Raw genomic sequence first — 26436 nt, forward strand, 5'->3', positions numbered from 1 at the left:
ATGGCCAAACGCCCTCATAACAAGCGCCCCCAAGGGCTGCCGTCGCGCGAGCAGGTTCTCGAATTCATCCAATCCGCAGACGGCATCGTCGGCAAGCGGGAAATCGGCAAGGCATTCGGGCTCAAGGGTCAGGAGAAGATCGCTCTCAAGCGCCTTCTCAAGGACATGGCCGAGGAAGGCCTGATCGACGGCAAGAAGACGGCCTATCACCGAATGGGCGGTGTCCCGAAAGTGACCGTATTGCGTGTCGTCGATATCGAGGACGGCGAACCCTACGCCATTCCCGATGCCTGGCAACCCGAGGACGGAACCACCCCTCCGCGCCTGCGCGTGATCGAGAATAAGAAGGGCCGCACTCGTCAGGCTGCGCTCAGAACCGGCGACCGGATACTTGCACGGACGGAAGAGACCGGCGGCGGTTGGCGCGCGCATGTGATGAAGAAGCTCCCGGCCCGGACCGAGGGGCTGATGGGCGTGGTCGAGATGGACGGCAGCGGAAAGCCCTGGCTCGCCCCTACCGACAAGCGCGTGCGCAACTCATCCCCGATCGCCGATTTGGGCGGTGCGGAAGAGGGCCAGCTCGTCGTGGCCGAACCCGCCGGTCGCTCGCCGCGATCCGGAGTGAAAGTCGTCGAGGTGCTTGGCGATCCGCTTGCTCCGAAGAGCTTTTCGCTCATCGCGATTTCGAAGCACGGCATCCCGCACGTATTCCCCGAGCAGGCGTTGGAAGAAGCGCGCGCCGCTTCGCAGCTGCATTTGCATGAAGACCACCGCGAAGACCTGCGCGATGTTCTCATCGTCGCGATCGATCCCGCCGATGCTCGCGACCACGACGATGCGATCTGGGCCGAGCCGGACGGGAAGGGCGGCTACAAGGCTCTCATCGCGATTGCGGATGTCTCCTACTACGTCCGCCCGGGCGGCGCTCTCGACCGCGAGGCGCGCAAGCGTGGGAACTCGGTCTATTTCCCGGACCGGGTCGTCCCGATGCTTCCGGAGATCCTGTCGGCCGACAAATGCTCGCTCAAGCAGGGCGAAGACCGCGCCTCGATGGTCTGCCACCTGCACATCGACAGCGAGGGCAAGGTGCTCTCGCAGCGTTTCACCCGCGCAATCGTGCGGATTGCGCAGAATATCGCCTACGAGGATGCGCAGGCGCAGATCGACGACGACAGCGCGCCCGAATACCTGAAGAACCTGTGGGGTTGCTGGAAAATTCTCGCCGCCGCGCGAGATGATCGCGACCCGCTTGAGCTCGAACTGCCCGAACGCCGCGTGATGCTCGACGAGCAGGGCAAGATCGCCGAAATCGCAGTGCGGGAACGGCTCGATGCCCACCGTGTCGTTGAGGACTTCATGATCGCCGCCAACGTCGCGGCGGCAAAGGCGCTGGAGAACAAGTCGGCGCCAGTCGTCTACCGCGTGCACGAGCCGCCGAGCCGCGAAAAGCTGGTTGCGCTTAAGGACTATCTCGCGACGTTCGGACGCAACTTCGCGCTCGGCCAGGTGATCACCCCGGGGCTGTTCAATCGCATGCTCAAGGACGTGACCGACGATGCCGAGAAGGCGCAGGTCATGGAAGCGGTGCTGCGCACGCAAACGCAGGCCTACTACGGGCCCAAGAATGCGGGCCACTTCGGCCTCGCGCTCGGTTCCTACGCGCACTTCACCTCGCCGATCCGCCGTTATTCGGACCTGCTGGTCCACCGCGCGCTGGTCGATGCATACAAGCTCGAACAACCCAAGCCGACGGGCGAACTCCCGCCGACTACCGGCCTCTCGGACCGCGATCGCGAGGACCTCTCGCGCATCACCGATGCCATCAGCCAGGCGGAGCGCCGCGCGATGGAGGCCGAGCGCGAGACGATCGACCGCTATGTCGCAGCATGGTTGTCGGGCCGCGTGGGCGAGACTTTCGACACGCGGATTACCGGCGTCCAGCCTTTCGGTTTCTTCGCCACAATCGAGAAGCTGGGCGGCGACGGGCTTGTGCCTGTGTCGACGCTCGGCCGTGAGCACTTTCGCTACGACGAGGCGGCGCATGCACTGGTCGGTGAGGACAGCGGAACCCGCTACGCGCTGGGCGACCGACTGAAGCTCAAACTGGGCGAGGCGAATCCGATCACCGGCGCTCTCAAGTTCGTGCCGCTCGATACCGAGGGCAATCCGATCGAGGCGCGCGGTGCGCGGCCCGTTCCGAAGCGCAAGGGCAAGTATGTCGGTGGAAAGCGCGGGCGACCGGCAAATATCCGGCACCAGGGCAAGCGTAAACGCTAGGCGGCGAGCCGGTCGATCTCTTCGTTCGTGAAGCGGCCGGGCACGATGTAGAGCGGGCAGGGCAGGTCACCCGAATGGCCCGCGAAGTGCGTAATGAGCGGTCCCGGAGGCCCCTCGGCCGCCGCACCCAGCACCAGCGCTGCCACTTCCGGATGGTCGGCGAGATATTCCTTGATGACCGTCTGGCCATCACCGATCTTGACGGTGATCACCGGCATGCGCCCGCTTTCGGAGAACAGGTTGCCGGCGGCGCTGCTCGCGATCACTTCGGCCCTGTCGCGCGCTTCTTCCTCAATGGTCGCTTGGACCGCGCCAAAGGCGTTGAAATTCTGCTTGGGTACGAGGGCCAGGATGTGGACCGCATCGCCGCTCTGCATCGCTCGCCGCGAGGCAAATCGCAGGGCTTTGCGAGCTTCGTCCGTCTCGTCCATCACCACCAGGTAAACGCGCATCCATCTCTCTCCCGTGGCGCAAGCTATCCGCTGAAAACGTATTCGGCGCAAGAACCTTGCCCGAATGTGCCAAATTGGCCAAAGCAGAGCCGATTTGCCTCCCCAGCGAAGGAAAACCATGCCGACGCCTATCAAGATGCCCGCCCTGTCACCGACCATGGAAGAGGGCACGCTCGCCCGCTGGCTGGTCAAGGAAGGCGACACCGTCAGTGCCGGTGACATCATGGCCGAGATCGAGACTGACAAGGCCACGATGGAATTCGAAGCCGTGGACGAAGGCACGATCGCCAAGATCGAGGTTCCCGAAGGCACGGAGAACGTAAAGGTCGGCACCGTCATCGCGATCCTCGCCGAAGAGGGCGAGGACGTGGGCGAGGCGGCTGCTTCCGGTGGCGGTGCTGCGCAAGAAGCTCCGAAGGTGGAAGAGCCGAAGGAAGAGGCCACTCCTGCGCCAGCGCCCGCTCCCACACCGGCCCCGGCACCGACTCCAGCTCCGAAGGCTGGCGGCGACCGCATCATTGCATCACCCCTCGCCAAGCGCATCGCCGAGCAGAAGGGGCTCGACCTCGCAAGCATCAAGGGTAGCGGCCCGAACGGCCGTATCGTCAAGGCCGATGTCGAAGATGCGCAGCCCGGCGCGGCTCCGGCCAAGGATGCGACCGCGGAAATGGCTGCGCCCCGCACGCCTTCGCAGACCCCGGCGGAGAGCGAATTCGGCGCACCGTTCGAAGCGCACAAGCTCAACAACGTCCGCAAGGTTATCGCCCGCCGCCTGACCGAAGCGAAGCAGCAGATCCCGCATATCTATCTGACCGTAGATGTCCGGCTCGATGCGCTGCTGGACCTGCGCAAGCAGCTCAATGCATCGCTCGAGGCGGACGGCGTGAAGCTGTCGGTCAACGACCTGCTGATCAAGGCGCTCGCCCGCGCGTTGCAGCGCGTGCCGAGCTGCAACGTCAGTTTCCAGGGCGAGGAACTGCACCAGTACAAGCGCGAGGATATCTCCGTCGCGGTCGCCGCGCCCTCGGGGCTGATCACCCCGATTATCGTCGATGCCGGTCGCAAGGGCCTCGCGCAAATCTCGACCGAGATGAAAGAACTTGCGGGCAAGGCGCGCGACGGCAAGCTTCAGCCGCACGAATACCAGGGCGGCACTGCTTCGCTGTCGAACCTCGGGATGTTTGGCACCAAGCAGTTCGACGCAGTCATCAACCCGCCGCAAGCAATGATCCTCGCCGTTGGTGCTGGCGAGCAGCGCCCGTGGGTCATCGATGGCGCGCTAGGCGTCGCGACCGTGATGAGCGCGACGGGCAGCTTCGACCACCGCGCGATCGACGGTGCGGACGGTGCCCAGCTGATGGAAGCGTTCAAGAACCTCGTCGAGAACCCGATGGGGCTGCTGGTTTGAAGCTGATAGCCGCCATTTGCGCGCTCTGTGTTGCGAGCGTTGCAGTTGCGGCACCGCGGCTGGATCGTGCCGTAATGATCGGCCACGATGGGCCGGACTTCGACGCATGCGGAGCGGTCGGCCAGGTCGTGAACCTCAAGCCCGATGGCGATAATTTTCTGGCCGTGCGTTCGGCACCCAATGTCTCGGCGAAACGCATCGATACTCTCGGACCGCACCAGATCGTCTGGATGTGCGACCATGTCGAGGGCTGGCACGGCATCGTTTACGAGGGCTCCGAGGACCAGGACTGCCAGACATCCTCTCCGGTCGACAGCTACCGGGCCTACGATGGCCCGTGCAAGGCTGGCTGGGTCTCCGACCGTTACATCCAACTGATTGCAGGCTGACCATGGCGTCGAATGACAGCAACCTGATGATGCGCGCGACCGCCATGCCGACGGACCTCAATCCCTATGGCGGGGTTTTCGGCGGTTGGCTCATGGCGCAGATGGCGCTGGGCGCAGGTGCGCTCGCTAGCCGGGTCGGGAAAGGCAAGGCGGTCGTCGTTTCGGCCAGCGACTTTGCATTCCCCGGCGCGATGAGCGTTGGCGACGAGCTGTCGGTCTATTGCAATCTCGCCGGTGCAGGTCGGACCTCGGTCACGATTTCGGCCGAGGCGATTTCGCGCGAGCGCCACGGCGAGGCTACGACGAAGGTGGCCGAAGGCGTGTTCAAATTCGTGCTGCTGGATGACGACGGGCGACCTCGCCCGGTTGGCGCGGCAGCGGAAATCCTCCCCAAGGAAGCATAGGTATCATGGCAAACTCCTACGACGTCATCGTTCTCGGTTCCGGCCCCGGCGGCTATGTCGCGGCGATCCGCTGCGCACAGCTCGGGCTGAATACTGCGATAGTCGAGCGCGAGAACCTCGGCGGAATCTGCCTCAACTGGGGCTGCATCCCGACCAAGGCGCTGCTGCGTTCGGCCGAGATATTCCACTACATGCAGAACGCGGGCGACTACGGCCTCAAGGCGCAGAAGATCGAGGCCGATCTCGAAGCCGTGGTAAAGCGTTCGCGCGGTGTGGCGAAGCAGCTCAACCAGGGCGTTGCGCACCTGATGAAGAAGAACAAGATCGCCGTGCATATGGGCGAGGGCACGCTCACCGGCCCCACCTCGCTGACAGTGAAGGGCGAAAAGGGTGAGGAAAAGCTCACCGCCAAGCACATCATCGTTGCCACTGGCGCCCGCGCCCGCGACCTGCCGTTCGCCCCGGCCGACGGCAAGCGCATCTGGACCTATCGCCACGCAATGGTGCCGCCGGAAATGCCGAAGAAGCTGCTGGTTATTGGCAGCGGCGCGATCGGTATCGAGTTTGCAAGCTTTTACAACGATATGGGCGCGGAAGTTACCGTGGTTGAAATGCTTGATCGGATCGTCCCGGTCGAGGATCACGAGGTCTCCGCTTTCCTCGAAAAGTCGCTCACCAAGCAGGGCATGAAAATACTCACCGGCGCTGGTGTCGAAGACCTCAAGGCCGATGCGAAAGGCGTGAAGGCCAAGATCAAGGACAAGTCCGGCAAGGTTGCCGATCACGAGTTCACCCACGCAATCGTCGCCATCGGCATCCAGCCAAACACCGAGAACATCGGCATCGACAAGCTTGCGGAGATGGATCGCGGCTTCATCCAGATCGACGACTACGGCCGCACGAAGTCGAAGGGCCTTTGGGCGATCGGCGACTGCACGCCGGGACCGTGGCTCGCCCACAAGGCCAGTCACGAAGGCGTGACGGCAGCCGAAGCGATCGCGCAGGAACTCGGCAACAAGGAGGTGCATCCGCACGCCCTCGACCGCCGGAACATTCCCGGCTGCACCTATTGCCACCCGCAGGTCGCCAGTGTCGGCCTGACCGAGAAGGCGGCGAAGGAGCAAGGCTACGACCTCAAGGTCGGCAATTTTCCCTTCATCGGCAACGGCAAGGCCATCGCGCTCGGTGAAGCGAACGGCTTCATCAAGACAGTCTTCGATGCGAAAACCGGCGAGCTTCTGGGCGCTCACATGATCGGCGCGGAAGTAACCGAACTGATCCAGGGCTACACGGTCGGCAAGCAGCTCGAGACCACCGAGGCGGAACTGATGCAGACGGTCTTCCCGCATCCGACCCTGTCCGAGATGATGCATGAAAGCGTGCTTTCGGCCTACGGGCGAGCACTCCATATTTGATTTTTGACAGGATTGCGGGGAAGGCGGTGAACGAATGACCGACTTTCTCGTAATCGCCTTCACCATCCTCGCTGCCGGCGTCATCGCGGTGCCTATCGCGACGCGCCTGGGGCTCGGATCGGTACTGGGTTACCTGCTCGCGGGCATGGCGATCAGCCCGCTGCTGATCACACTCGACGTCGATATCGAACAGCTGCAAGTCTTCGCCGAATTCGGCGTCGTGATGATGCTGTTCCTCGTCGGCCTCGAGCTCGAGCCGCGCAAGCTGTGGGAGATGCGAAACCGCCTCCTCGGTCTTGGCGGAGGACAGGTGCTGCTGACGACGCTGGTCCTGACCGGGATCGCGCTGCTCAATGACAATCCGTGGCAAACCGCAGTAGCGATCGGGCTTGTCCTCGCGCTCTCGTCGACCGCGATCATCGTGCAGACACTGAACGAGAAGGGCCTCCTGAAAAGCGAGGGCGGGGAGGCGAGTTTTTCTGTCCTTCTGTTCCAGGATGTCGCGGTCATCCCGATCCTCGCGATCCTGCCGCTTCTCGCCCTGCCGGAACTGGCTGCGGCAGGCGCAGGCCATGGCGAGGGGGCACATGGCCATGGCGGCGGCTTCTCGCTCACCGAGGGCTTGCCTGCATGGCTTGCAGCCATCGTTACCGTCGGTGCGGTCGCGGCGGTGGCGCTGATCGGAAACTACCTGACCCGGCCGATCTTCCGGTTCATCTCCGGCGCCGACCTGCGCGAGCTCTTCACGGCGGTAGCCCTTGCGTTCGTGATCGGCATTGCGCTGCTCATGAGCGCAGTCGGTCTGTCGCCGGCCCTCGGAACCTTCATCGCCGGCGTGGTGCTTGCGAACAGCGAATATCGCCACGAACTGGAATCCGACGTCGAGCCGTTCAAGGGCCTGTTGCTCGGCCTGTTCTTCATCACCGTCGGTGCGGGCATCGACTTCGTGCTGGCCTTCGAGCGCGCCGGAGAGGTCGTGTTCTGGGCGGCCGTCATTATTGCCACCAAGGTCCTGATCCTCCTCGGCATCGCGAAGTTCGCAGGCATCAAGCGGCAGGCGAAGTGGCTGTTCTCGCTCAGCCTCGCGCAGGCTGGCGAGTTCGCATTTGTCCTGATCGCTTTCGCCGTCGCCAACGCTGTGTTCGATACCGAACTGGCCGACCTCTTGCTGCTGATCGTGGCGCTGACCATGCTTGTCACGCCGCTGCTCTTCATCTTCTACGACAAGGTCATCGCGCGCCTGTACTGCAAGGGGCAGGAGCGCGAGCCCGATACGATCGACGAAGAGAATTCGGTGATCATCGCCGGGCGAGGGCGTATCGGCGGGATCGTCGATCGCATCCTGCAGGCGGCGGGCTATTCGACCACCGTCATCGACTACGATTCCAAGCATCTCGAGGTTGTCAGGAAGCTCGGCTACCGGACCTACTTCGGCGACGCGACGCGTCCGGACCTGCTGCATTCGGCGGGCATCGCGCAGGCAAAGATCCTAATCGTGGCGCTCGATGAGCGTGAGCAGATCGACAAGCTGGTGAAATACGCGATTGCCAATTTCCCGAACCTGCATGTCACTGCGAGGGCGATCGACCGGAACCATGTGTTCGACCTGTGGTCCTACGGTTGCCGCGACATCATTCGCGAGACCTACGACAGCTCGCTTCGTATGGGCCGCTCGGCGCTCGAAGCGCTCGGAATCGACCGCCAGCGCGCGCAGGCGATGACCGATGCATTCGAGGAAATGGATCGCAGCTCCATGCGCGAGGTCGCCGACGTCTATCGGATCGACGTGCCCTTCGACGAGAACGAGGCGCTGATGGAGCGGGTGAAAGAGCTTCGGTCGAAGTGGGACCCGGTGTTGCGGGACCAGATGGACGAAATTCTCAAGCGGGGACATTGAGCATGGCAAAGGGCACGCACGACTTCGAAGCCGATCCGCGCAACGAGACGATCCTGATCAATGTGAACGGCGATCTCGTTCCGCGGGCCGAAGCGATGGTTTCCGTCTTCGACAGCGGCTTCATGCTCGGTGACGGGGTGTGGGAGGGGCTGCGGCTGCACCTTGGACGCCTTGCTTTCCTCGATGAACATCTCGACCGGCTGTACGAAGGCGCGAAGGCCATCGCGATGGATATCGGCCTGACGCGCGAGGAGCTGACCACCCGGCTCGAGGAAACGATCGATGCGAACGGCATGCGCGATCAGGAGGGTGTGCATATCCGCCTGATGGTGACGCGAGGCATCCGCTCGACGCCTTATCAGGACCCGCGGGTGGTTATCTCGCCAGCAACAATCGTCATCATCCCGGAGTATAAATCTGCGCTTCCGTCGACGATTGAGCAGGGCATCCGCCTCTTCACAGTCCACGTGCGACGCGGCGATCCGGCGGTTCAGGACCAGAAGCTCAACTCGCATTCGAAGCTCAATTGCATCACCGCCTGCATCCAGGCCGCGCAGGCCGGAGCCGACGAGGCGCTCATGCTCGATCCGCACGGCTTCGTGGCGACTTGTAATTCGACGCACTTCTTCATCGTGCGCAAGGGCGAGGTTTGGACCAGCAGCGGGGACTACTGCCTCGGCGGCATTACCCGCGCCAACGTCATCCGCATCTGCCGAGAGAACGACATTCCCGTGTTCGAGAAGAACTTCTCGCTCACCGATGTCTATGGCGCGGACGAGGCTTTCGTCACCGGAACCTTCGCCGGTGTCGTTCCGGTAACCGAGGTCGATGGCCGCAAGCTGACCGATGCGCGGGGCCCGATGGTCGAGCGACTTCAGGGACTCTACAGAGCGCTGATGGATCGGGACGCGGCGGCATGACCATCCGCATCGCCATGTGGTCGGGACCGCGCAATATCTCGACCGCGATGATGCGCAGCTTCGGGGCGAGGGCGGACTGTGCGGTATCCGACGAACCGTTCTACGGCGCCTTCCTGAAGACCTCGGGCGAGCAGCATCCGATGACCGAAGAGACAATCGCGTCGATGGATTGCGACTGGAACTCGGTCTTGCATACCCAGTCGGGGGATCCACCGGGCGGCGAGCCGGTCTGGTATCAAAAGCACATGCCGCACCACATGGTCGGCCCAATCTCCATCCGCGACATGGCCGACCACCGTCACGCCTTTCTCATCCGGGCACCCGAACGCGTCGTGGCGAGCTACCGTGCCAAGAACGAACTGCGCGAAGCAGAAATGCTCGGCTTTGCGAAGATGCGCGAATATTTCGATTACGAATGCGAGCGTTCGGGGAGAACGCCTCCTGTGGTCGATAGCGACGACATTTTGCGCGATCCTGCCGGGGTGCTTTCGAAGCTCTGCGAAGCGCTCGGCATCGAATGGGACGATGCGATGCTGTCCTGGACAAAAGGCCCGCATCCGGAAGACGGCATCTGGGGAAAGCACTGGTACGACAAGGTCAATTCTTCGACCGGTTTCGGCCCGCCTCCGGGAGAGCTGCCTGAGCTCCGAGGAGAATACGCCGAAGTGGCCGAGCAATGCCGCGCGGATTACGATGCCATGCGGGCATTCCGCATTCGCTGATCGCAACGGTTTAGGGCTTGGCGGACAGGGTGGGATTCGAACCCACGAAGGGCTTGCACCCTTGCCGGTTTTCAAGACCGGTGCATTCAACCGCTCTGCCACCTGTCCGCTGACCGGGCTCGCTAATCGTCTTGCCCTGTCTTGTCACGCCTTTCCGCGCGGATTTCGCGCCCAACTGAACGAGCCTTTGGCGAATTGTGTTTAAGCGCCACGCCGCTTGTGGCACATTGACGTCATGAGGAAATTCAAGGTCGCGCTTCTCGCTTTCGCCGCATTTCTGGTCGCTTCACCGGCAACCGCACAGGACTTGTCCTTCGATGCCTACCTGCAATTGGTGATCGCCAAGGCGCGTGCGGAAGGGGTGAGTGAGAGCACCATTCGCCGCATGACCGAAGGCCTGACGCCCAACCCGCGCGTGATCCAGCTCGACCGCGCACAACCGGGCACGCCGACCAGCAGCGGTTACCCAGCGATGGCCCCCTATATCCGGACCCATGTGAACCCGACGCGGATCGCCCGCGGCCGGGACATGTATTCGGCTACGCGCGGACTGCACGCAGGGATCGAGGCGGAATACGGCGTGCCGGTCGAAGTGCTCATGGCGATCTGGGGACACGAGACGAATTACGGTGGCTACAAGGGCGACTTCGACCTCGCGCGCTCGCTTGCAACGCTGGCCTGGGAAGGGCGCCGCCGCGAACTTTTCGAGAGCGAATTCATCGCCTTGCTCAAGGTTGCTGACAAGGGATACTCGCGCAACCAGCTGGTCGGAAGCTGGGCAGGGGCATTCGGCAATCCGCAATTCCTGCCGAGCGTGTACCTGCGCCTCGCCACCGATGGCGACGGCGACGGGCGGGCCGACATCTTCAACAACCGCGCCGATACGCTCGCCTCTATCGCACGCTATTTCCGCGACAGCGGATGGCGGGCGGGCCAGCCATGGGGTGTTCGGGCGACCGTGCCGGCTGGCTTCAACTGGTCGGCTGTCGAAAGCGAGGTCGTCGCCCCCGTCTGTCCGCGCGTGCACGAGCGGCACAGCCAGTGGAAGACCGTTGCCGAATGGCGCGAACTCGGCGTTCAGCCGCAGCGTTATCTTGCGCCCGACGCGATGGCTTCGCTGTTCCAGCCCGACGGGGCGGGGGAGCCGGCATGGCTCTTAACCGCAAATTATAGGGTTATCCTCGAATATAACTGCTCGAACTACTACGCGATGAGTGTGGGGTTACTTGCAGATGAGATTGCCCAGTGATTACCGGTTTCGCCTCGCCATAGTCGGCGGAACGCTTGCGCTAGCCGCCTGCTCGGGCGGAATGAGCGCGTCCTACGACCCCGCACCGGTGCGCGCGACCAGCGGGCCGGAAGCCGATTATCCGGTCGTGGTCGGCGAACCGTTTACCGTGGACGGTAAGCTATATACGCCGAGCAACAGCCTCAATTACGACGAGGTGGGCTTCGCAGCGCTGGAACGTGACAGCTTCGCCGGCGTGACGGTCGCGCACAAGACGCTTCCGATGCCGAGCTATGTCGAAATCACTGCACTCGACAGCGGCAAGACCATCCTTGCCCGCGTGGAGCGACGCGGTCCGATGACCTCGAGCCGCGTGGTCGCCCTGTCACAAGGGGCTGCAAGCCAGCTTGGAGTAGCCGAAGGTGCACCGGTTCGCGTTCGCCGTGTCAACGCGCCGGAGATCGACAGGGCCAAATTGCGCTCAGGGGAAGCAGCACCCGACCGGATGGAGACGCCGAGCTCGTTGCTCACGGTTCTCAAGCGCAACCTTCCCGAGAGCGGTTCGGCCAACCTGCTGCCGTCAAAAGCGGCGGAACAGGTCGAAGCACCGCAGCTTGCCGAGCAGGCCGTGGAGCTTCCGGAAGTCGCAACGGTCGTTGGGGAGCAGGCGGAAACCGCACCTGTCGAAATCGCACAGGTCGAACCTCAGGCGGAAGTTGAAGCAACACCTGTTACATTCGACGACGCATTTGCCGTCGCCGAGGTGCAACCTGTTCATTTCGTCGAAGAACCGCTCGTCCAACCGGTTGAAGCTGCGAGGGCTGTCGCGGCCAGCACTGCAACTGCAGACGAGGTTCCAGCTTCCGAAGCCGAAGCCGACGGAAATTTCGTCGTCCAGGCCGCTGCTTTCGCCAGCAAGGACAACGCGACGCGCGCGGCAGAAGCGATCGGCGGTTTCGTGGAAACCAGCGGGCGCTTCCACCGCGTCCGGATCGGCCCTTTCACCAGTCGTGGACAGGCCGAAGCCGCGCTCGCCAAGGCACGTGCTGCCGGTTATAGCGACGCAAGAGTTTTCACCCTGGGTTAGAGCGCCGGTATCTCCGGCGAGGAGCCGGTAAGATCCGCAAGACCGTCCTGATTGCATCGCTTGCCGCGCTGGTTTCTGGCGCATCGATCGCCGGTGCGCAGGACACATCGGCGCCCGATCTGGCGGACGTGCCTGTTGTCCTGCTGGCCGATGCCAATACCGGACAGGTGCTGGCCGAGAGGCGCAGCACCCACCGCTTCATTCCTGCGTCCGTTACCAAGGTGATGACGCTCTTCCTTGCTTTCGAGCTGATGGCTGACGGGAAGCTCGATCCCGCCCAGGAAATCACCATGCGCCCCGAAACCCACGAAGAGTGGTTTCGCAAGGGATCGAGCATGTTCATCGAGGAAGGGCAGGCAGTCCCGCTCGATACGATCCTGCAAGGAATCGCTGCCGTGTCGGCGAACGATGGCAGCGTCGCGCTTGCCGAAGCTGCCGGGGGTTCGATCCTGGGCTGGACGGTCATGATGAACGAGAAGGCCCGCGAGATCGGCATGACCGATAGTCATTTCGCGACGCCCAATGGTTGGCCCGATGGCGGCAAGACTTTCACCAGCGCGCGCGACCTCGAAATCTTAGCCCGCGAAATGATCAGGCGGCATCCGGACAAATATGCGCGGTACATCGGGCTGAATGGTCTGGACTTCAACGGGATCGCCCAGGCGAACCGCGATCCGATCACGCGCCGTGTCGAAGGCGCGGACGGCATCAAGACTGGATATACTCGCCACGCCGGGCACTCGTTTCTCGGCAGTGCGGAACGCGACGGAACGCGGCTGATCATGGTCGTGGCCGGAGCCGACGACTACCTCATTCGCGGCGACCTCTCCCGCCAACTGATCGACTGGGGCTTCGAGGGCTTCGATCGGATGACCCTGTTTCCGGCAGGCCGTGAGGTCGGCACCGCGCAGGTGCAGGACGGTTCGCTCGACACGGTGGGGCTGGTCACGATGCAGCCCGTCCGCGTCGCCATCCCGAAAGGTTCGACCGCGTCGCCCGAGCTTTCGATCCAATATCGTGGCCCCCTGCGTGCTCCGCTCGCCGATGGTAGCGAAGTGGCGCAGCTGGTCGTGACGATCGAAGGTATGGCACCAGTCTCCTTCCCTCTGACCGTCGAAACCGAGGTCGAGAAGGCAGGCGTGTTCACCCGGATCCGTCACGGCATTACGAGCTGGTTCTCGTGAAGCGCGGGAAGTTCATTGCGCTCGAAGGCGGCGAAGGCACCGGCAAGTCGACGCAGGCGCGCAAGCTTGCAGAAGCGCTCGAGAACGCGGGGCACGAAGTCGTCACGACAAGGGAACCTGGCGGCACGCCGGGTGCGGAGGCGATCCGCTCGCTCCTGCTCGATCCACCGGGGGAGGGGTGGGGGCCGAAGGCTGAAGCCCTGCTCTTCGCCGCTGCACGTTCCGACCATGTCGAGAGGCTTATCCTGCCATCGCTCGACGCAGGGCGCTGGGTCGTATGCGACCGCTTCGTGGATTCGAGCCGCGCGTACCAAGGCTTCGCCGGCCAGCTCGGCGACGACAAGGTGCGGGCGCTTCATGCCGTCGGCTCGGATGGTATCAGGCCCGATCTCGTGATCCTGATCGACGTGTCGCCCGACGAGATCGCGCGCAGGCTCAGCGTTCGGGACGCAGACGGAAGCGATGCGATCGGCGGGCGGAGCGCAGACTATCACTCGCGGGTCGCTGCGGCCTTTCGCCAGATGGCGGAAGAGGATGCGGCGGGTTTTGTCGTCGTCGACGGGAATGCGGGCGAAGAGACAGTCCACGCTCGCATCCTCGATGCGATTTCGGGCCGGTTCGGAGACAAGCTTTGACCGCGAAATGGCATGACCGCGCGTGGCAGGAATGGCGCTCGGCCATGAACGGTCCGCGCATGCACCATGCGTGGTTGCTCGCGGGGAAGAAGGGCCTCGGCAAGACGGAATTCGCGCTCGCTGCGGCAGCCGAGCTGGTCGGGCACGGTCCGCTTGGGGATGACGAGCATCACCCCGACATCATCTACCTCGACCATCCTCCCAAGGACGACAAGGAAGATCGCAAGCGTGCCGAGGGGAAGCCTTACGAGCGTAAGCGGAACATCACCGTCTCGCAAATCCGCGCAATGCAGCAGCGCCTTACGACCCGCCCGACGCTCGGCGACAAGCGGGCGATCATCATCGATCCGGCCGACGACATGGAGAAGGGCGCCTCTAACGCGCTTCTCAAGAGCCTGGAGGAACCGCCTGTCGGTACGGTCTTCCTGCTGGTGTCGCACAAACCATCGCGCTTGCTGCCGACGATCCGCTCGCGGTGCCGCATGCTGCGCTTCAACGCCTTGGCTGACGAAGAGATCGAGCAATTGCTCAGAAACCAGGCGATGGATGCCGATGGCGGAACGCGCGTTGCAGCCACCATCGCCGCGAACGGTTCGCCCGGCGTGGCGCTCGATTTCGTCGAGCAGGACCTCGGCCGCTTCCTCGATCCGATGCGCCTGCTGCTGGAAAACGGCGACCCGGATTTCGCGCTTCGCGGCAAGCTGACGGAGGCTGTGGGTGCACGTCCGAAGCGTGAAACGCTGGAGGCCGTCATCGACCTTGCGCGCTCGCTTTTGCTGGCCCAGGTCGCCGAAGCCGACCGCGCCTCGCAGGGCCGGATGATCGACGCACATGCGAAGCTGGTCGAACTCTCCGGCCAGGTCGCAACTTACAATTTCGACCCCGGCCTGCTCGTCGCGCAAATCGGGACCTTGCTTGCCTCTGCCGCGCCCGCTAGCGAGCGGGCCAATGTCTGAACCCTATTACATCACGACGGCCATCAGCTATCCCAATGGCCGCCCGCATATCGGCCACGCCTACGAAGCGATCGCGGCCGATGTCATCGCACGTTTCCAGCGTCTTCGCGGACGCGAAGTCCGTTTCCAGACCGGTACGGACGAGCATGGCCTCAAGATGGCCCGCAAGGCCGAAGAGCAGGGCAAGACCGCGCGCGAACTGGCTGACGAGATGTCGGGTTATTTCCGCGACATGTGCGATGCGCTGAACGTGAGCTACGACCGCTTCATCCGCACGGTCGAGGACGATCATCACAAGGCGAGCCAGGCAATCTGGCGTGCGATGGAAGAGAAGGGCGACCTTTACCTCGACCGCTACGAGGGTTGGTACTCGGTCCGCGACGAGGCCTATTACGACGAGAAAGAACTGGTCGAGGGCGAGGGCGGCGAGAAGCTGTCCCCGCAGGGCACTCCGGTCGAGTGGACGGTCGAGGAAAGCTGGTTCTTCCGCCTGTCGAAATACCAGGAGCCGCTGCTCGAACTGCTCAGGACGCCGGGTTTCCTCGAACCGGAGAGCCGCCGCAACGAGATGATTGCATTCGTCTCGGGCGGGCTCAAGGATCTCTCGGTCAGCCGGACCAGCTTCGACTGGGGCGTGCCGGTGCCGGGTAGCGACGGGCATGTGATGTATGTGTGGGTCGATGCGCTGACCAACTACATCACGGGCCTCGGCTATCCCGACGACACGGAGAACTGGCGCAAGTTCTGGCCCGCCGACCTGCATCTCATCGGCAAGGACATCGTGCGCTTCCACACGGTCTATTGGCCGGCTTTCCTGATGAGCGCGGATATCGAGCTGCCCAAGCAGGTGTTCGGCCATGGCTTCCTGCTCAATCGCGGCCAGAAGGAATCGAAGTCGCTCGGCAACGTAACCGATCCGCTCGCACTGGCGGAGCAGTTCGGCGTCGATACGCTGCGCTACTTCCTGCTGCGCGAAGTAGCCTTCGGCCAAGACGGGTCCTATTCGCCCGAAGCTATCGTGACGCGTTCCAATGCCGAGCTTGCCAACAGCTTCGGCAATCTCGCCCAGCGCACCCTCTCGATGATCGCCAAGAACCTCGAAGGCGAAGTTGCCGCGTTCGAACAGGCTGACGACGACACGGCGCTGCTCGCCAAAGTCCGCGAAGCATGTGCCGTGACGCTTCCGGCAGAATTCGAGAAGCTGGCGTTCTCGGTCGGGATCGAGGCCTGGATCCAGGCGGTTTACGCCTGCAACCAGTATATCGACGAACAGGCGCCGTGGACGCTCAAGAAGACCGATCCGGAACGCATGCGCGCGGTATTGCTTACGCTCTATATGGCCATCCGTGACCTCGCCATCGCAATCCAGCCCGTCATCCCGACGAAGGCTGCAGACGTGCTCGACCAGCTTGGCATTCCGCAGGGCGACCGCGCCTATGCAGATCTGGACAACGCGGGCTGGTTCGATGCGCTCGTCGCCGGCGGTCATGCGATCGACAAGCCGACGCCCGCCTTCCCGCGTCTCGAGCTGCCGGAGACCGACGCGGCGTGATGCTAATCGATAGCCACTGCCACCTCGAGTACGAGGGACTTGTCGACCGGCAGGGCGAAGTGCTCGGCCGTGCGCGCGAGGCCGGGGTGGGGGGCTTCCTCAACATCTCGACACGCCACAGCGAGTGGGACCGCGTCGTCGGCACGGCAGAGCGTGAGGACGATGTCTGGGCAAGCGTCGGCATCCATCCGCACGAGGCCGACAATCACGAAGACCTAGGCGCGGACATCCTGCGCAAGGCGACGGAAAACCCGAAGGTGATCGCCATCGGCGAAACCGGGCTCGACTACTATTACGACAAGTCCGACCGTGATGTGCAGCGCGCGCTGTTCCGCATGCACATCGGCGTGGCGCGCGAGACGCAGCTGCCGCTGATCATCCATACCCGCGATGCCGACGAGGACACGGCGCAGATCCTGGCCGAGGAGATGGAGAAGGGCGAGTTTCCCGCGCTGATCCATTGCTTCACCGCCTCCGCCGATTTCGGGAAGAAGGTGCTCGATCTCGGCCTTACGATTTCGCTGTCTGGCATCGTAACTTTCAAGAATGCCAACGACTTGCAGGAAATTGCGAAGACGGTCCCGTCCGACCGCCTGCTTGTCGAAACCGACAGCCCGTTCCTCGCTCCCGTGCCGCACCGCGGCAAACCGTGCGAGCCTGCTTTCGTTCGCAACACGGCCGAATTCCTAGCGGATCTGCGCGGCGAAGAGCTTGAAGAGCTGGCTGAAAATACCACCCGCAACTTCTTAAATCTCTTCGGGAAAGCGACAGCATGAAGCTGATCATGCTGGGCTCCGGAACGTCTAGCGGCGTGCCACGGGTCGGCAATGATTGGGGTTCTTGCGATCCCGAGGAGCCGAAGAACCGGCGGACGCGTGTTTCGATCCTGGTCGAAAGCAAGGACGGCAGCCGTTTGCTGGTCGATACATCGACCGACCTTCGCCAGCAGATGCTCGATAACGGGATAGACCGGATCGACGGCGTATTCTGGACCCACGACCATGCCGATCATTGCCACGGGATCGATGACCTGAGGCCCATGCGATATGGCAGGAAAGCCCCGATCCCGGGATTTGCTTCCCAGGAAACGGTGCGGCGCCTTCGCCAGCGGTTCGACTACGTTTTCGCCGGTCAGTATGGCTATCCGACGATCGTCAAACTTGAGACGCTCGACCGGATGCGCCTGTGCGCCGGCTTCCGGGTCGAATGGTGCCAGATGCCCCACGGGCCGACCGAGACGACTGCTTTCAAGTTCGAAACTGACGGTAAAACAATCGCCTATTGCACGGACTTCAGCGAGATTACCGACCGTACCGTCGATCTCATCTACGGCGTCGATATCCTCGTGACCGACTGCCTTCGCCGCGATCCGCATCCGACCCATGCGAACCTGGACATGGCATTGGAACTGGCGCGGCTGAGCAAAGCCAAGACGACCGTTCTTAGCCATTTGGACAAGAGCATGGATTATGCGACGCTCGCCAGTGAAGTGCCCGAAAACGTGCTGGTCGGGTATGACGGTCTGGAGCTCGAGGCATGAATGAATTCAATGCGCTGTCGCTGGTTTATCTCATCGGCGTGCTGGCGCTGGCGGGATCGGCATTCGCGTCATACCGGATGAATTGGCAGCGCAGTGTGACTTACATGCTGATCTGGGGCGCGATCTTTGCATTGGCATTCCTGTTGATGAGCGCCTTTGCCTGAGAGGGCCTTCCTTAGACCCCTTCGATATTTTACATAATATATATTATCGTTCCAAGGCTAGCGGCGTATCAGGCCGCCCTCTCGCCAGACAATCGCGCTTCGCCACGTTCGATTACCTTGGTGCTTGCGACCTGCGCTTCGAAACGGTCTTCGATTACCTCGATCGCAGCCTGAAGGTTCGATCCACCGCACAGGAAGATGTCGACCGCCGCGTAGTCATGCTCGGGCCACGTGTGGATCGACATGTGCGATTCAGCCAGCAGCACGACCCCGGTGACTCCGAAGCCTTCACCGAAATGATGCATGTGCGCGCCAAGAATGGTCGCGCCTGCAGCCGAAGCCGCATCGCGAAGGATGCTTTCAACGAAGTCCAGGTCCTCAAGCCCGCGCGCGCCGTGGAAGTCGAGCAAGGCATGGACGCCGATCGGGACGGATTCAAAAGCCATAGCGGCGCCATTCCTCGGTAAAGAGCCGGACCAGCGCCTGGTTCTCGAGGCGATTGATGTCGGGCGCGTCGGCAAGCATGTCGGGCGCGAAGGAATACATGCGCAATTCCTCTTCAGGGGTCAGGTATCGCAGGTCATCCGGCAGCGTGCCGAGTTCGCCGACCGGTCCCTTTGACGCGAGAGTGAAGCCCCAGTCGCCAAAGCTTGGTACGTAGGCGTGATAGGACCGGGTCCGGAAACCCGCAGCTTCGAGCGTCGCGGAAATCATCGCGAAACTCTGGGATGCGATAAGCGGAGCGGTACTCTGGATGGTCACGACGCCGCCCGGGGCAACAACCTTGCGCATACTCTTGTAGAATTCGAGGCTGTAGAGCTTGCCGATCGAGTAATTCGTCGGATCGGGGAAATCGACCAGCACGACATCGAACTGCTGGTCCGTGTCGCGCACCCAGGTGAAGGCATCGGCATTGATCGTCCGCACCCGATCATCCGAGAAAGCGTCGCGATTGAGACGGCGCAAGGCCGGCGCACTGCTGAACAGTTCGGTAATCGCAGGGTCGAGGTCGACCAGGGTAACGTTCTCGACGCCTTCATGGGTGAGGACTTCACGAAGGGCCAGCCCGTCACCGCCGCCTAGGATCAGGACGCGCCGCGGGTTCGCTACCCTCCCCATCGCCGGCCATACGAGCGCCTCGTGGTAGCGATATTCATCGCGCGACGAGAACTGCAGGTTCCCGTTGAGGTACAATCGCAAATCGTCCCCACGACGCGTCAATGCGATGCGCTGGTAGTTGCTCGATTTCGCATAGATGAGCGGATCGTCATAAAGCTGCGCTTCCGAGAGCCGCTGGAGGCGCTCGGCCCCGAGCGCTCCTGCGAAAAGAACCAGAGCGACCGCGACGGCGGCAAACCGGTCGAGCAGCAATGACTTGTCGCCCCTCAGCCGGAAAACCAGCAGGACGGCGACGAAGATATTCGCCAGCCCGATGATGAAGCCGCCCCGGATCAGCCCCACGAACGGGACGAGGACGAGCGGGAACAGCAGCGAAGCTGCCAGCGCGCCTATGTAATCGTAAGTCAGGACATTCGAAACGAGATCGCCGAGGTTGTATCGCCCCTTCAGGATCCGCATCAGCAGCGGGATCTCGAGCCCGACAAGGAAACCGATGACGAGGACGATGCCGTATAGGATCGGCCGGAAATCATCGACGATCGGGAAAAGCAGGAACAGCGCCGCTCCCGACACGCCGCCTATCAGAGCAACGAGGATCTCGACCCGGATAAACCAGGCCAGGAAGTTCGAGCGCACATAGCGCGAGAACCAGCTGCCGATCCCCATGGCGAAGAGATAGGTGCCGATGACGGTCGAGAACTGGGTAACGCTGTCGCCCAGCAGGTAGCTCGCGATGGTCCCCGCAAGCAGCTCGTAGACGAGGCCGCAGGTCGCGACCACGAACACCGAAACGAGAAGGATGAGCGACAGGTCGGACTGCGCCGCCGGCGCAGCTGCCCCCTGCCCCGGACCGTGTCCGGTTGCATCGATCGTTCCGGCAGAAGTGTCAGCCATGGATTGCCGCGCCGACCACGATTGCGATGGCGATGGCGCATGCACCGGCCATCGTCGCTACCGCGCGGTTCTGCTTCTCGATGATTTCCTGCCACAGCTTCCCGGGCGTCAGCAGGTCGACGACGACGAATGTCACGATGAACAGGGCGATGCCCATGAGCGAATAGGCCAGACTGGCCAAAAAGGTATCCATATTCAGCATATTGCCTCCCGTATTTGGCAAATCGTTTCGCGGCCAGGCCGCAGCAAATCACTTGTGCCGCGGCCCTCCCCCGGCGGCGTAGACGTTGCGGTCCTGTCGGCCATCGCCGAAGGGTGAGTATCCAGCGAGCGCGGCGGTAACGAACAGCCCGAGCGCGACTAGCGCCCAGACAAGATAAAACAGCTTTCTCATGTGGTTACCGCCCGAAGTTGCTTGAGGTCAGTCGTCATCGTCGCTGCCTCCGTAGTCGTAGTCGCTCCGCCGCGCGCTCTCGAATGCCATCGCACGATACAACGCCCAGCCAACCGGCGCGAAAAGCGCGAGGAACAGCAGGAAAAGGTTGGACCAGAATACCCCGCCCGGTCCGGCCCGGACGATCACCGTCCGGGTAGGAAAGTTGGTATTGTCGAGCCCGAGGTTCCGGCGCCGGGCAACGGAGTTTGGCTCGTCTTCGGGACGGAAAACTTCCGCGCTCAGTTCATACCTGCCGGCCGGGACCGAGGAGATTTTGATCGTCCCGCTGCGATTGTCTTCCTTCCAGTCGGGGCCGTAATAGTACTCGATAGGCTGGTTCGCGACATATTCCTGACCGGTATCGAGCTCTGTCAGCGTGTAGGAAACGTCGAGCCAGTTGTTGTCGCCCGGAAAGCCCTGGGTCTCGATCGTGAATGGCTGCGTTCGATCGACGGTGAACGGACCGAGAGTCGCGGTTTTGGTCGAAGGAATTCCGGTCGTGTCGAGCCTCACTTCCGAGCGTGGCCCCGACGAACCGAGAGCAATGATGAAGACGATAGCGATGAGCAATGCGGCCGAGGCTTCGATCCCCCATTCCTTGAAGCGCTTCCAATGCGGGTTGGGCTGGTGCGCCTGCGGGATCTCGCCGACCTGCGGGTACTGGCCGGTATCCTCGATCCCGAATGCGGCGGCTACCTCCTCGGAGGAAATCCACTGCTCCAGAGTCCAGTTGAACTCGTCACCGCTGACCTCGCAGGCCAGCATCTGGTCGCCCGAAACATATTCGGTGACTTCGCTCTCGTCACCGCGCCTGACCTGCCAGTAAAACTCACCCAGGGCGTATTCGACCTTGTTGGTCGTCAGCGCAAAGCACTTGTTGAACAGCCGTCCGTTGTATCGCTGCGTGAGCGAGCGCGGGTGGCCCGGCTGCGTCATCAGGGATGTGCCGAAACTCCACCCGTTCACCGAATGCGTCAGCCAACGATAGCCGTGATACGGGTTGAACAGCAGGAATTCGGACCACAGGCCCCACCCGTCGTCGCGCTCGATGTAGCCGGTCACGACCCAGTCGATACCGTTGAGCGTGCCCTTGGTGCCGAGCGGTATGGTCAATTCGCCCGCAGCTTGCGCGTGCTCGGAGATCAGCTTCACGTCCGGATTGCTGAGGTCGAGCTCGCTGCTGCAATACTGGCAGACAAGCAGCGTCGTGAAGCCTGCCGCGCGCAGCTCGATCGAGCCGCCGCACGAGGGACAAGTGATGGCCTTGACCGACGGGGTTTCGATGGCGGTCACGCCGAGACCTCGAAGCGGGGCCGGTTCCAGCCCTCCATTGCCCTTAGGTTACCCGGTCGGAGTTCGGCCAGCTCGTAATAGCGGCCGACCCAGCAGCTCGCTCCATTGCGGTCCGACTGGAAAGTGAAGGCACCGCCATCGCCGGTGCGCAAATCGATCGATTCGCGCGGGAAGTTTGCGGTGATGACCTCGGGCAAGTGCCCTTCGCTCGCGATGCAGCGGATCGTCTTGATGTCGGCCACGGTATAAACCGTGTTCTCATGCTGGACCGTCATGCCCAGCGCTGCATTATCGTGCCGGTCGATCTCCTTCAGCCGGTTGACGACATCGCTGCGCGGATTGGCAGGCGACATGACCATGTAGAGGCCGGATTCCTCGGCAACCCAGCGCAGATCGCCTCCGGGAAGGTAGAGTAGCCACTCGTTCCACGATCCGCGCTCCCAGCCCCAGCGCTCACGCCCGACGATCTCGCCACGCGCCCCCTCGACCTGCAAGGTCGTGCCGACCTGCAGGGGGCTGACATCGAACGGTACGCGCCCGCTGTCGCCGACTGCCGAGATCTGGCCGTCGCTGATGACGAGCATCGCGTCGCACGACGAGCAGGTGGTTACCGGCAGGCCCGGCATCGCAGCCTCTACCGCTGCGCCGCACTGCGGACAGTTCGCTCCCCCCACCATCGGATTAGCCCAGGCGCTTGAGCAGCTCGGCCTTCTTGGCGTTGAATTCTTCCTCGCTCAGCGCGCCTGCGACATGGAGCTTGTGAAGCTTTTCGATCAGTTCGAGCGGGTCCCCGCCCTCGCCTCCGGTTCCGCCTGCCGCGGCCGGTTGGGGCGCGGCCTGGCCGCTCAAGCCGCCGCTCATGACCTGGCCCAGCGCCATGGCCGCAGCAACACCCGCACCTGCGCCTGCAACGCCGCCGGACGCTGCAGCGGCTTCATCGAGCGTGTCGGCCGCCTTGAACTTGGCATAGGCATTAAGATCGCCCAGCGCCCGCATGGACGAACCGCTGTCGATCGCTTCCTGCACGGCTTCGGGCAGTGAGAGGCTTTCGACGAAGAGCGTCGGGATGCCGATACCCCACTGGTCGGTGGCATTGTCGGCAGCCTGGCGCAGCTTGTCGGAAAGCAGCTGCTGGTTGGCAGCGAGATCGAGGAAGGCGTTCCCGTCGGCACCAAGCGTCGCTGCGAGGCTCGTCGCGATGATCGAGCGCATCTGCGCTTCCATCTCCGCCATCCACAGTTCCTGCAGGTTGGCGAAAGTCGTGCGGTAGAACTGGCGCACGTCGTTGATGCGGAACGAGTAGGTGCCGAATGCACGGATACGGATCGCACCGAATTCCGGATCGCGCACAGTGATCGGTTGCGCGGTGCCCCATTTCAGGCCCGTAATCTCGCGTGTCGAGAAGAAGGTGACATCGGACTTGAAGGGTGACTTGAAGCCCTTGTCCCAGTTTTCCAGATTGGTGAAGATCGGGAGCGTGTCTGTGTCGAGCGTATAGAGGCCCGGCCCGAAATCGTCCGCCAGCTCGCCCTTGTCGAGGAAGATCGCGTGCTGTCCATCGCGCACCGTGAGCTGCGCGCCATACTGGATTTCGTTGTCCTCCATAGGCACCCGCCAAGCGAGTTGCCCGCGGCTCTCCTCCCACTCGATGACATCGATGAACTGTTTGGAAAAGAACCCCATTTCGTCGAAACTCCCTCGCGCCAAGTATTGGGAACCCTATACAAATATCGAGGCCGCAAAAGGGCGCGGCAGGACTTTCCCACATGGTGGCTGGAATAGAGCCGGACGCGCGCTATAGCTTGGATATGAGCGACACGATTGACCGGCTTCTGCAGATCATGGCGCGCCTTCGCGATCCGCAGGACGGATGCGATTGGGACCTGGCGCAGGATTTTTCGACCATTGCCCCCTACACTCTCGAAGAAGCCTACGAAGTGGCCGACGCGATCGAGCGCGGCGACATGGCAGAACTGAAAGAAGAACTCGGCGACTTGTTGCTGCAGGTCGTCTTTCATTCCCGCATGGCGGAAGAGGCCGGACACTTCAACTTCGGTGACGTCGTGAAGTCGATTTCCGACAAGATGGAAGCGCGCCATCCGCATATTTTCGGCGACGAAGGCGGTTCGATGGGCGAAGCTCGTTGGGAAGCGCTCAAAGCCAAGGAGCGCGAGGCGAAGGGAGCCTCCAGTACTATGGACGGGGTCGCGCTCGCCCTGCCCGCGCTGCAGCGAGCGGAAAAGCTCCAGAAGCGTGCATCGCGCGACGGCTTCGACTGGGGGAATACCGAAGGGCCCACGCAGAAAATTCACGAGGAAATCGCCGAGCTCGCTGAAGCTCCCGATGACAAGCGCGAAGAAGAAGCGGGCGACCTGCTGTTCGCAGTGGTCAATCTCGTGCGGGCCTACGGCATTGCGCCCGAGACCGCGCTGCGCCGTGCGAACCTCAAGTTCGAGAAGCGTTACCGCACGATGGAGCGACTTGCCGAGGGTTCGTTCCCCGAGCTCTCGCTCGATGAGCAGGAAGAATTGTGGCAATCGGCCAAGCGAGCCGAAGCCGACAGCGCTTAAAGCGTTTCGAACTGGCCGAATTCCTTGGGGCTCAGCCGGACTTCGATCAGCCGGCCGGGTTCATCCCCCGTCGCATCGCTTTCCGACAGGACATGTCCGTGCTGGTGCAGCCAGGCGATCTTGTGCCCTTCGCTCATCGGGATTTCGAAGCGATAGACCTTGCTGCCTTCGGTCAGGATCGCATCGACCCGCGCCAGAAGATCGTCAACGCCCTTCCCCTCGATCGCGCTGATGGCGACAACATCCTCGTCGCTTTCGGCGAGCCCCGTCAGCTCGGTCCTCAGCTCGTCATCGAGCAGGTCCCACTTGTTCCATGCCTCGACGATGGGAATGCGGCCCTCGCCTTCCGGGCCATCCATGATGCCGAGGTCTTTGAGGACCGCGAGCACTTGCTGCTTCTGCGCCTGGGCGGCCGGATTGGCCATGTCGCGCACATGCACGATGACGTCGGCGCCGGTCACTTCCTCCAGCGTCGCACGAAAGGCCGCGACGAGTTGGGTCGGGAGGTCGGAAATGAACCCCACCGTGTCGGACAGGATCGCCTTTTCGACACCGGGTAGCCGGATCGCCCGCATCGTCGGATCGAGCGTCGCGAACAGCAGGTCTTCGGCCATCACCTCTGCACCGGTCAGGCGGTTGAAGAGCGTGGACTTGCCCGCGTTGGTATAGCCGACGAGCGCGATGACCGGCCAAGGCGCCCTGCCCCGCCGTTCACGGTGTAGCGTTCGGGTCTTGCGCACCTGCTCGAGTTCGCGGCGCAAGCGCCCCATCCGCTGGCGGATCATGCGCCTGTCGGCCTCGATCTGCGTCTCGCCCGGACCACCGAGGAAGCCGAAGCCGCCGCGCTGGCGCTCGAGGTGGGTCCAGCTCCGCACGAGCCGGCTCTGCTGGTAGTCGAGATGGGCGAGCTCGACCTGGAGCCGCCCCTCGGCAGTCGCCGCACGCTCGCCGAAGATTTCGAGGATAAGCCCGGTACGGTCGATGACCTTACGCTTCAGCCGATCTTCGAGATTGCGCTGCTGGATCGGGCTGAGCGCGCCATCAACGATGACAAGCTCGGCCTCATGCAATTCGCACTGGGTCGCGATGTTCTCGACCTGACCCGAGCCGAAGAGCGTATTCGGCTTCACGCTGCGCACGGGCAGCACGAAGCTCTCGGCAATTACGATCCCAATTGCGAGCGCAAGGCCGCACGCCTCGGCCAGACGTTCGTCGGCATCGAGGTCGTAATTCTGCCCGCGAATGTCGGGACATACGACAAGGGCCCGCGCGCCGCGGGAAACCTCGCCCATCAGGTCATCGTCGAAACTCAGTCTTCGTCGCCTTCCCAGTCGCCCGACAGGTCGACGGGCGTTGCAGGCTGGATCGTCGAGACGGCATGCTTGTAGGCAAGCTGCACATAGCCTTCGCGTTCCAGCAGCATGCAGAACAGATCGTATGCCGCAATCGCGCCCTGCAGCATCACGCCGTTGACGAGGAACATCGTCACCTGAGCTTCGGCATCACGGACACTGGCAAGGAAAACGTCCTGCAACAGGCGCTGCTTCTTGCTGGTATCGGTGCTCGAGAACTGGCGCGCATCCATCGGCTGCGACGGCATGATCGTGCTGATCGCATGCTTGTAGACCAGCTGGGATTGGCCGTCGCGGCGCAGCAGGATCGAGAAATTGTCGAACCAGGTCACGATGCCCTGAAGCTTGACGCCCTTCACCAGGAACATGGTGACAGGCATCTTCTCCTTGCGCAGGGCATTGAGGAAAGCGTCTTGTAGGTTGCCCTGCTTGACGGACTGTGCCGCCTCCTTGGGCTTGGAAACCGGGCGCGCGGAGAGGGTGCGGCCATCCGACATAATATTCTCCATTATTGGCAGCCGCTCTGACGGCGACCGCAATCT

General features: G+C 62.7%; 28 protein-coding genes and 1 tRNA gene. 18 read left to right on the forward strand and 11 right to left on the reverse strand.

Features of this window, described 5'->3' with window-relative positions; genetic code table 11:
• Window positions 1–2277, forward strand: a complete 2277-nt coding sequence (gene rnr, locus EO245_RS09065) for a ribonuclease R (protein ID WP_128892617.1) — start codon at window positions 1–3, stop codon at window positions 2275–2277.
• On the opposite strand, the gene EO245_RS09070 is transcribed toward rnr, so the two are convergent.
• Window positions 2274–2729 carry a universal stress protein gene (locus EO245_RS09070; protein WP_128892618.1) on the reverse strand — a complete coding sequence of 152 codons (456 nt, stop codon included), beginning with the start codon at window positions 2727–2729 and terminating at the stop codon, window positions 2274–2276. The genes rnr and EO245_RS09070 overlap by 4 nt on opposite strands.
• Before the next feature lie 118 nt (window positions 2730–2847).
• Here EO245_RS09070 and EO245_RS09075 point away from each other — a divergent pair, with 118 nt between their 5' ends.
• From EO245_RS09075 to EO245_RS09105, 7 genes are all read left to right on the forward strand, one after another.
• Entirely contained in the window at window positions 2848–4137 is a 1290-nt protein-coding gene (locus EO245_RS09075) for a pyruvate dehydrogenase complex dihydrolipoamide acetyltransferase (RefSeq protein WP_128892619.1), read from the forward strand.
• Window positions 4138–4211: 74 nt separating this feature from the next.
• The gene (locus tag EO245_RS09080; RefSeq protein ID WP_128892620.1) at window positions 4212–4526 is read left to right on the forward strand and encodes an SH3 domain-containing protein; all 315 of its coding nucleotides are present in this window, start codon (window positions 4212–4214) and stop codon (window positions 4524–4526) included.
• Between the two features lie 26 nt (window positions 4527–4552).
• Complete coding sequence (locus tag EO245_RS09085; RefSeq protein ID WP_234026866.1) at window positions 4553–4930, forward strand: acyl-CoA thioesterase; 378 nt, start codon at window positions 4553–4555, stop codon at window positions 4928–4930.
• A 5-nt stretch (window positions 4931–4935) separates the two neighbouring features.
• A complete protein-coding gene (lpdA, locus tag EO245_RS09090; RefSeq protein WP_128892621.1) occupies window positions 4936–6345 on the forward strand; it encodes a dihydrolipoyl dehydrogenase in 1410 nt (469 codons plus the stop codon).
• Window positions 6346–6379: 34 nt separating this feature from the next.
• Window positions 6380–8242 carry a cation:proton antiporter gene (locus EO245_RS09095; RefSeq protein WP_128892622.1) on the forward strand — a complete coding sequence of 621 codons (1863 nt, stop codon included), beginning with the start codon at window positions 6380–6382 and terminating at the stop codon, window positions 8240–8242.
• A 2-nt stretch (window positions 8243–8244) separates the two neighbouring features.
• Window positions 8245–9162, forward strand: a complete 918-nt coding sequence (locus tag EO245_RS09100) for an aminotransferase class IV (protein WP_128892623.1) — start codon at window positions 8245–8247, stop codon at window positions 9160–9162.
• Window positions 9159–9884, forward strand: coding sequence for an HAD family hydrolase (locus tag EO245_RS09105; RefSeq protein ID WP_128892624.1), 726 nt, complete (start codon window positions 9159–9161; stop codon window positions 9882–9884). The genes EO245_RS09100 and EO245_RS09105 overlap by 4 nt, the downstream gene beginning before the upstream one ends.
• Before the next feature lie 18 nt (window positions 9885–9902).
• On the opposite strand, the gene EO245_RS09110 is transcribed toward EO245_RS09105, so the two are convergent.
• Window positions 9903–9992 (reverse strand) — tRNA-Ser (locus EO245_RS09110).
• A 127-nt stretch (window positions 9993–10119) separates the two neighbouring features.
• On the opposite strand from EO245_RS09110, the gene EO245_RS09115 reads away from it, so the two are divergent.
• The 9 genes from EO245_RS09115 to EO245_RS13405 all read left to right on the forward strand — a co-directional run bounded on the left by EO245_RS09115 (window position 10120) and on the right by EO245_RS13405 (window position 18230).
• Window positions 10120–11133 carry a lytic transglycosylase domain-containing protein gene (locus tag EO245_RS09115; protein WP_128892625.1) on the forward strand — a complete coding sequence of 338 codons (1014 nt, stop codon included), beginning with the start codon at window positions 10120–10122 and terminating at the stop codon, window positions 11131–11133.
• Window positions 11134–11194: 61 nt separating this feature from the next.
• The gene (locus EO245_RS09120) at window positions 11195–12199 is read left to right on the forward strand and encodes a septal ring lytic transglycosylase RlpA family protein (RefSeq protein WP_164931296.1); all 1005 of its coding nucleotides are present in this window, start codon (window positions 11195–11197) and stop codon (window positions 12197–12199) included.
• 128 nt (window positions 12200–12327) lie between these two features.
• On the forward strand, window positions 12328–13383 hold the full coding sequence (locus tag EO245_RS09125; RefSeq protein ID WP_234026867.1) for a D-alanyl-D-alanine carboxypeptidase family protein: 1056 nt from the start codon (window positions 12328–12330) through the stop codon (window positions 13381–13383).
• Complete coding sequence (gene tmk, locus EO245_RS09130) at window positions 13380–14018, forward strand: dTMP kinase (RefSeq protein WP_128892627.1); 639 nt, start codon at window positions 13380–13382, stop codon at window positions 14016–14018. Before EO245_RS09125 ends, tmk begins: the two co-directional genes overlap by 4 nt.
• The gene (locus EO245_RS09135) at window positions 14015–14974 is read left to right on the forward strand and encodes a DNA polymerase III subunit delta' (RefSeq protein ID WP_128892628.1); all 960 of its coding nucleotides are present in this window, start codon (window positions 14015–14017) and stop codon (window positions 14972–14974) included. The genes tmk and EO245_RS09135 overlap by 4 nt, the downstream gene beginning before the upstream one ends.
• Entirely contained in the window at window positions 14967–16526 is a 1560-nt protein-coding gene (gene metG, locus EO245_RS09140) for a methionine--tRNA ligase (protein WP_128892629.1), read from the forward strand. Before EO245_RS09135 ends, metG begins: the two co-directional genes overlap by 8 nt.
• A complete protein-coding gene (locus tag EO245_RS09145) occupies window positions 16526–17302 on the forward strand; it encodes a TatD family hydrolase (RefSeq protein WP_128893526.1) in 777 nt (258 codons plus the stop codon). The genes metG and EO245_RS09145 overlap by 1 nt, the downstream gene beginning before the upstream one ends.
• Window positions 17299–18066 (forward strand): MBL fold metallo-hydrolase, encoded by a 768-nt coding sequence (locus EO245_RS09150; RefSeq protein WP_128892630.1) that lies wholly within the window; start codon window positions 17299–17301, stop codon window positions 18064–18066. The genes EO245_RS09145 and EO245_RS09150 overlap by 4 nt, the downstream gene beginning before the upstream one ends.
• The gene (locus EO245_RS13405) at window positions 18063–18230 is read left to right on the forward strand and encodes a hypothetical protein (protein ID WP_164931297.1); all 168 of its coding nucleotides are present in this window, start codon (window positions 18063–18065) and stop codon (window positions 18228–18230) included. The genes EO245_RS09150 and EO245_RS13405 overlap by 4 nt, the downstream gene beginning before the upstream one ends.
• A gap of 68 nt (window positions 18231–18298) precedes the next feature.
• On the opposite strand, the gene speD is transcribed toward EO245_RS13405, so the two are convergent.
• The 7 genes from speD to EO245_RS09180 are packed head-to-tail and all read right to left on the reverse strand — an operon-like array spanning window position 18299 to window position 23655.
• Window positions 18299–18676, reverse strand: coding sequence for an adenosylmethionine decarboxylase (gene speD, locus EO245_RS09155; protein ID WP_128892631.1), 378 nt, complete (start codon window positions 18674–18676; stop codon window positions 18299–18301).
• Window positions 18666–20243: a polyamine aminopropyltransferase gene (locus EO245_RS09160; RefSeq protein WP_128892632.1), complete on the reverse strand. Its 1578-nt coding sequence runs from the start codon at window positions 20241–20243 to the stop codon at window positions 18666–18668. The genes speD and EO245_RS09160 overlap by 11 nt, the downstream gene beginning before the upstream one ends.
• Entirely contained in the window at window positions 20236–20436 is a 201-nt protein-coding gene (locus EO245_RS09165) for a DUF350 domain-containing protein (RefSeq protein WP_370246136.1), read from the reverse strand. Before EO245_RS09165 ends, EO245_RS09160 begins: the two co-directional genes overlap by 8 nt.
• Before the next feature lie 57 nt (window positions 20437–20493).
• Entirely contained in the window at window positions 20494–20637 is a 144-nt protein-coding gene (locus EO245_RS13410) for a hypothetical protein (RefSeq protein WP_164931298.1), read from the reverse strand.
• 27 nt (window positions 20638–20664) lie between these two features.
• A complete protein-coding gene (locus EO245_RS09170) occupies window positions 20665–21972 on the reverse strand; it encodes a DUF4178 domain-containing protein (RefSeq protein WP_164931299.1) in 1308 nt (435 codons plus the stop codon).
• A complete protein-coding gene (locus EO245_RS09175; RefSeq protein ID WP_128892635.1) occupies window positions 21969–22649 on the reverse strand; it encodes a DUF4178 domain-containing protein in 681 nt (226 codons plus the stop codon). Before EO245_RS09175 ends, EO245_RS09170 begins: the two co-directional genes overlap by 4 nt.
• 4 nt (window positions 22650–22653) lie before the next feature.
• The gene (locus tag EO245_RS09180) at window positions 22654–23655 is read right to left on the reverse strand and encodes an SPFH domain-containing protein (RefSeq protein WP_128892636.1); all 1002 of its coding nucleotides are present in this window, start codon (window positions 23653–23655) and stop codon (window positions 22654–22656) included.
• A gap of 125 nt (window positions 23656–23780) precedes the next feature.
• On the opposite strand from EO245_RS09180, the gene mazG reads away from it, so the two are divergent.
• Complete coding sequence (mazG, locus tag EO245_RS09185) at window positions 23781–24542, forward strand: nucleoside triphosphate pyrophosphohydrolase (RefSeq protein WP_128892637.1); 762 nt, start codon at window positions 23781–23783, stop codon at window positions 24540–24542.
• On the opposite strand, the gene hflX is transcribed toward mazG, so the two are convergent.
• Both hflX and hfq read right to left on the reverse strand, forming a co-directional pair.
• Window positions 24539–25834, reverse strand: a complete 1296-nt coding sequence (gene hflX / locus EO245_RS09190; RefSeq protein WP_128892638.1) for a GTPase HflX — start codon at window positions 25832–25834, stop codon at window positions 24539–24541. The genes mazG and hflX overlap by 4 nt on opposite strands.
• A gap of 17 nt (window positions 25835–25851) precedes the next feature.
• Entirely contained in the window at window positions 25852–26391 is a 540-nt protein-coding gene (gene hfq / locus EO245_RS09195) for an RNA chaperone Hfq (RefSeq protein ID WP_128893527.1), read from the reverse strand.
• Window positions 26392–26436: the final 45 nt, after the last annotated feature.

The sequence above is a fragment of the Erythrobacter sp. HKB08 genome, from assembly GCF_004114695.1.
In the GTDB taxonomy this organism is placed as follows: domain Bacteria; phylum Pseudomonadota; class Alphaproteobacteria; order Sphingomonadales; family Sphingomonadaceae; genus Parerythrobacter_A.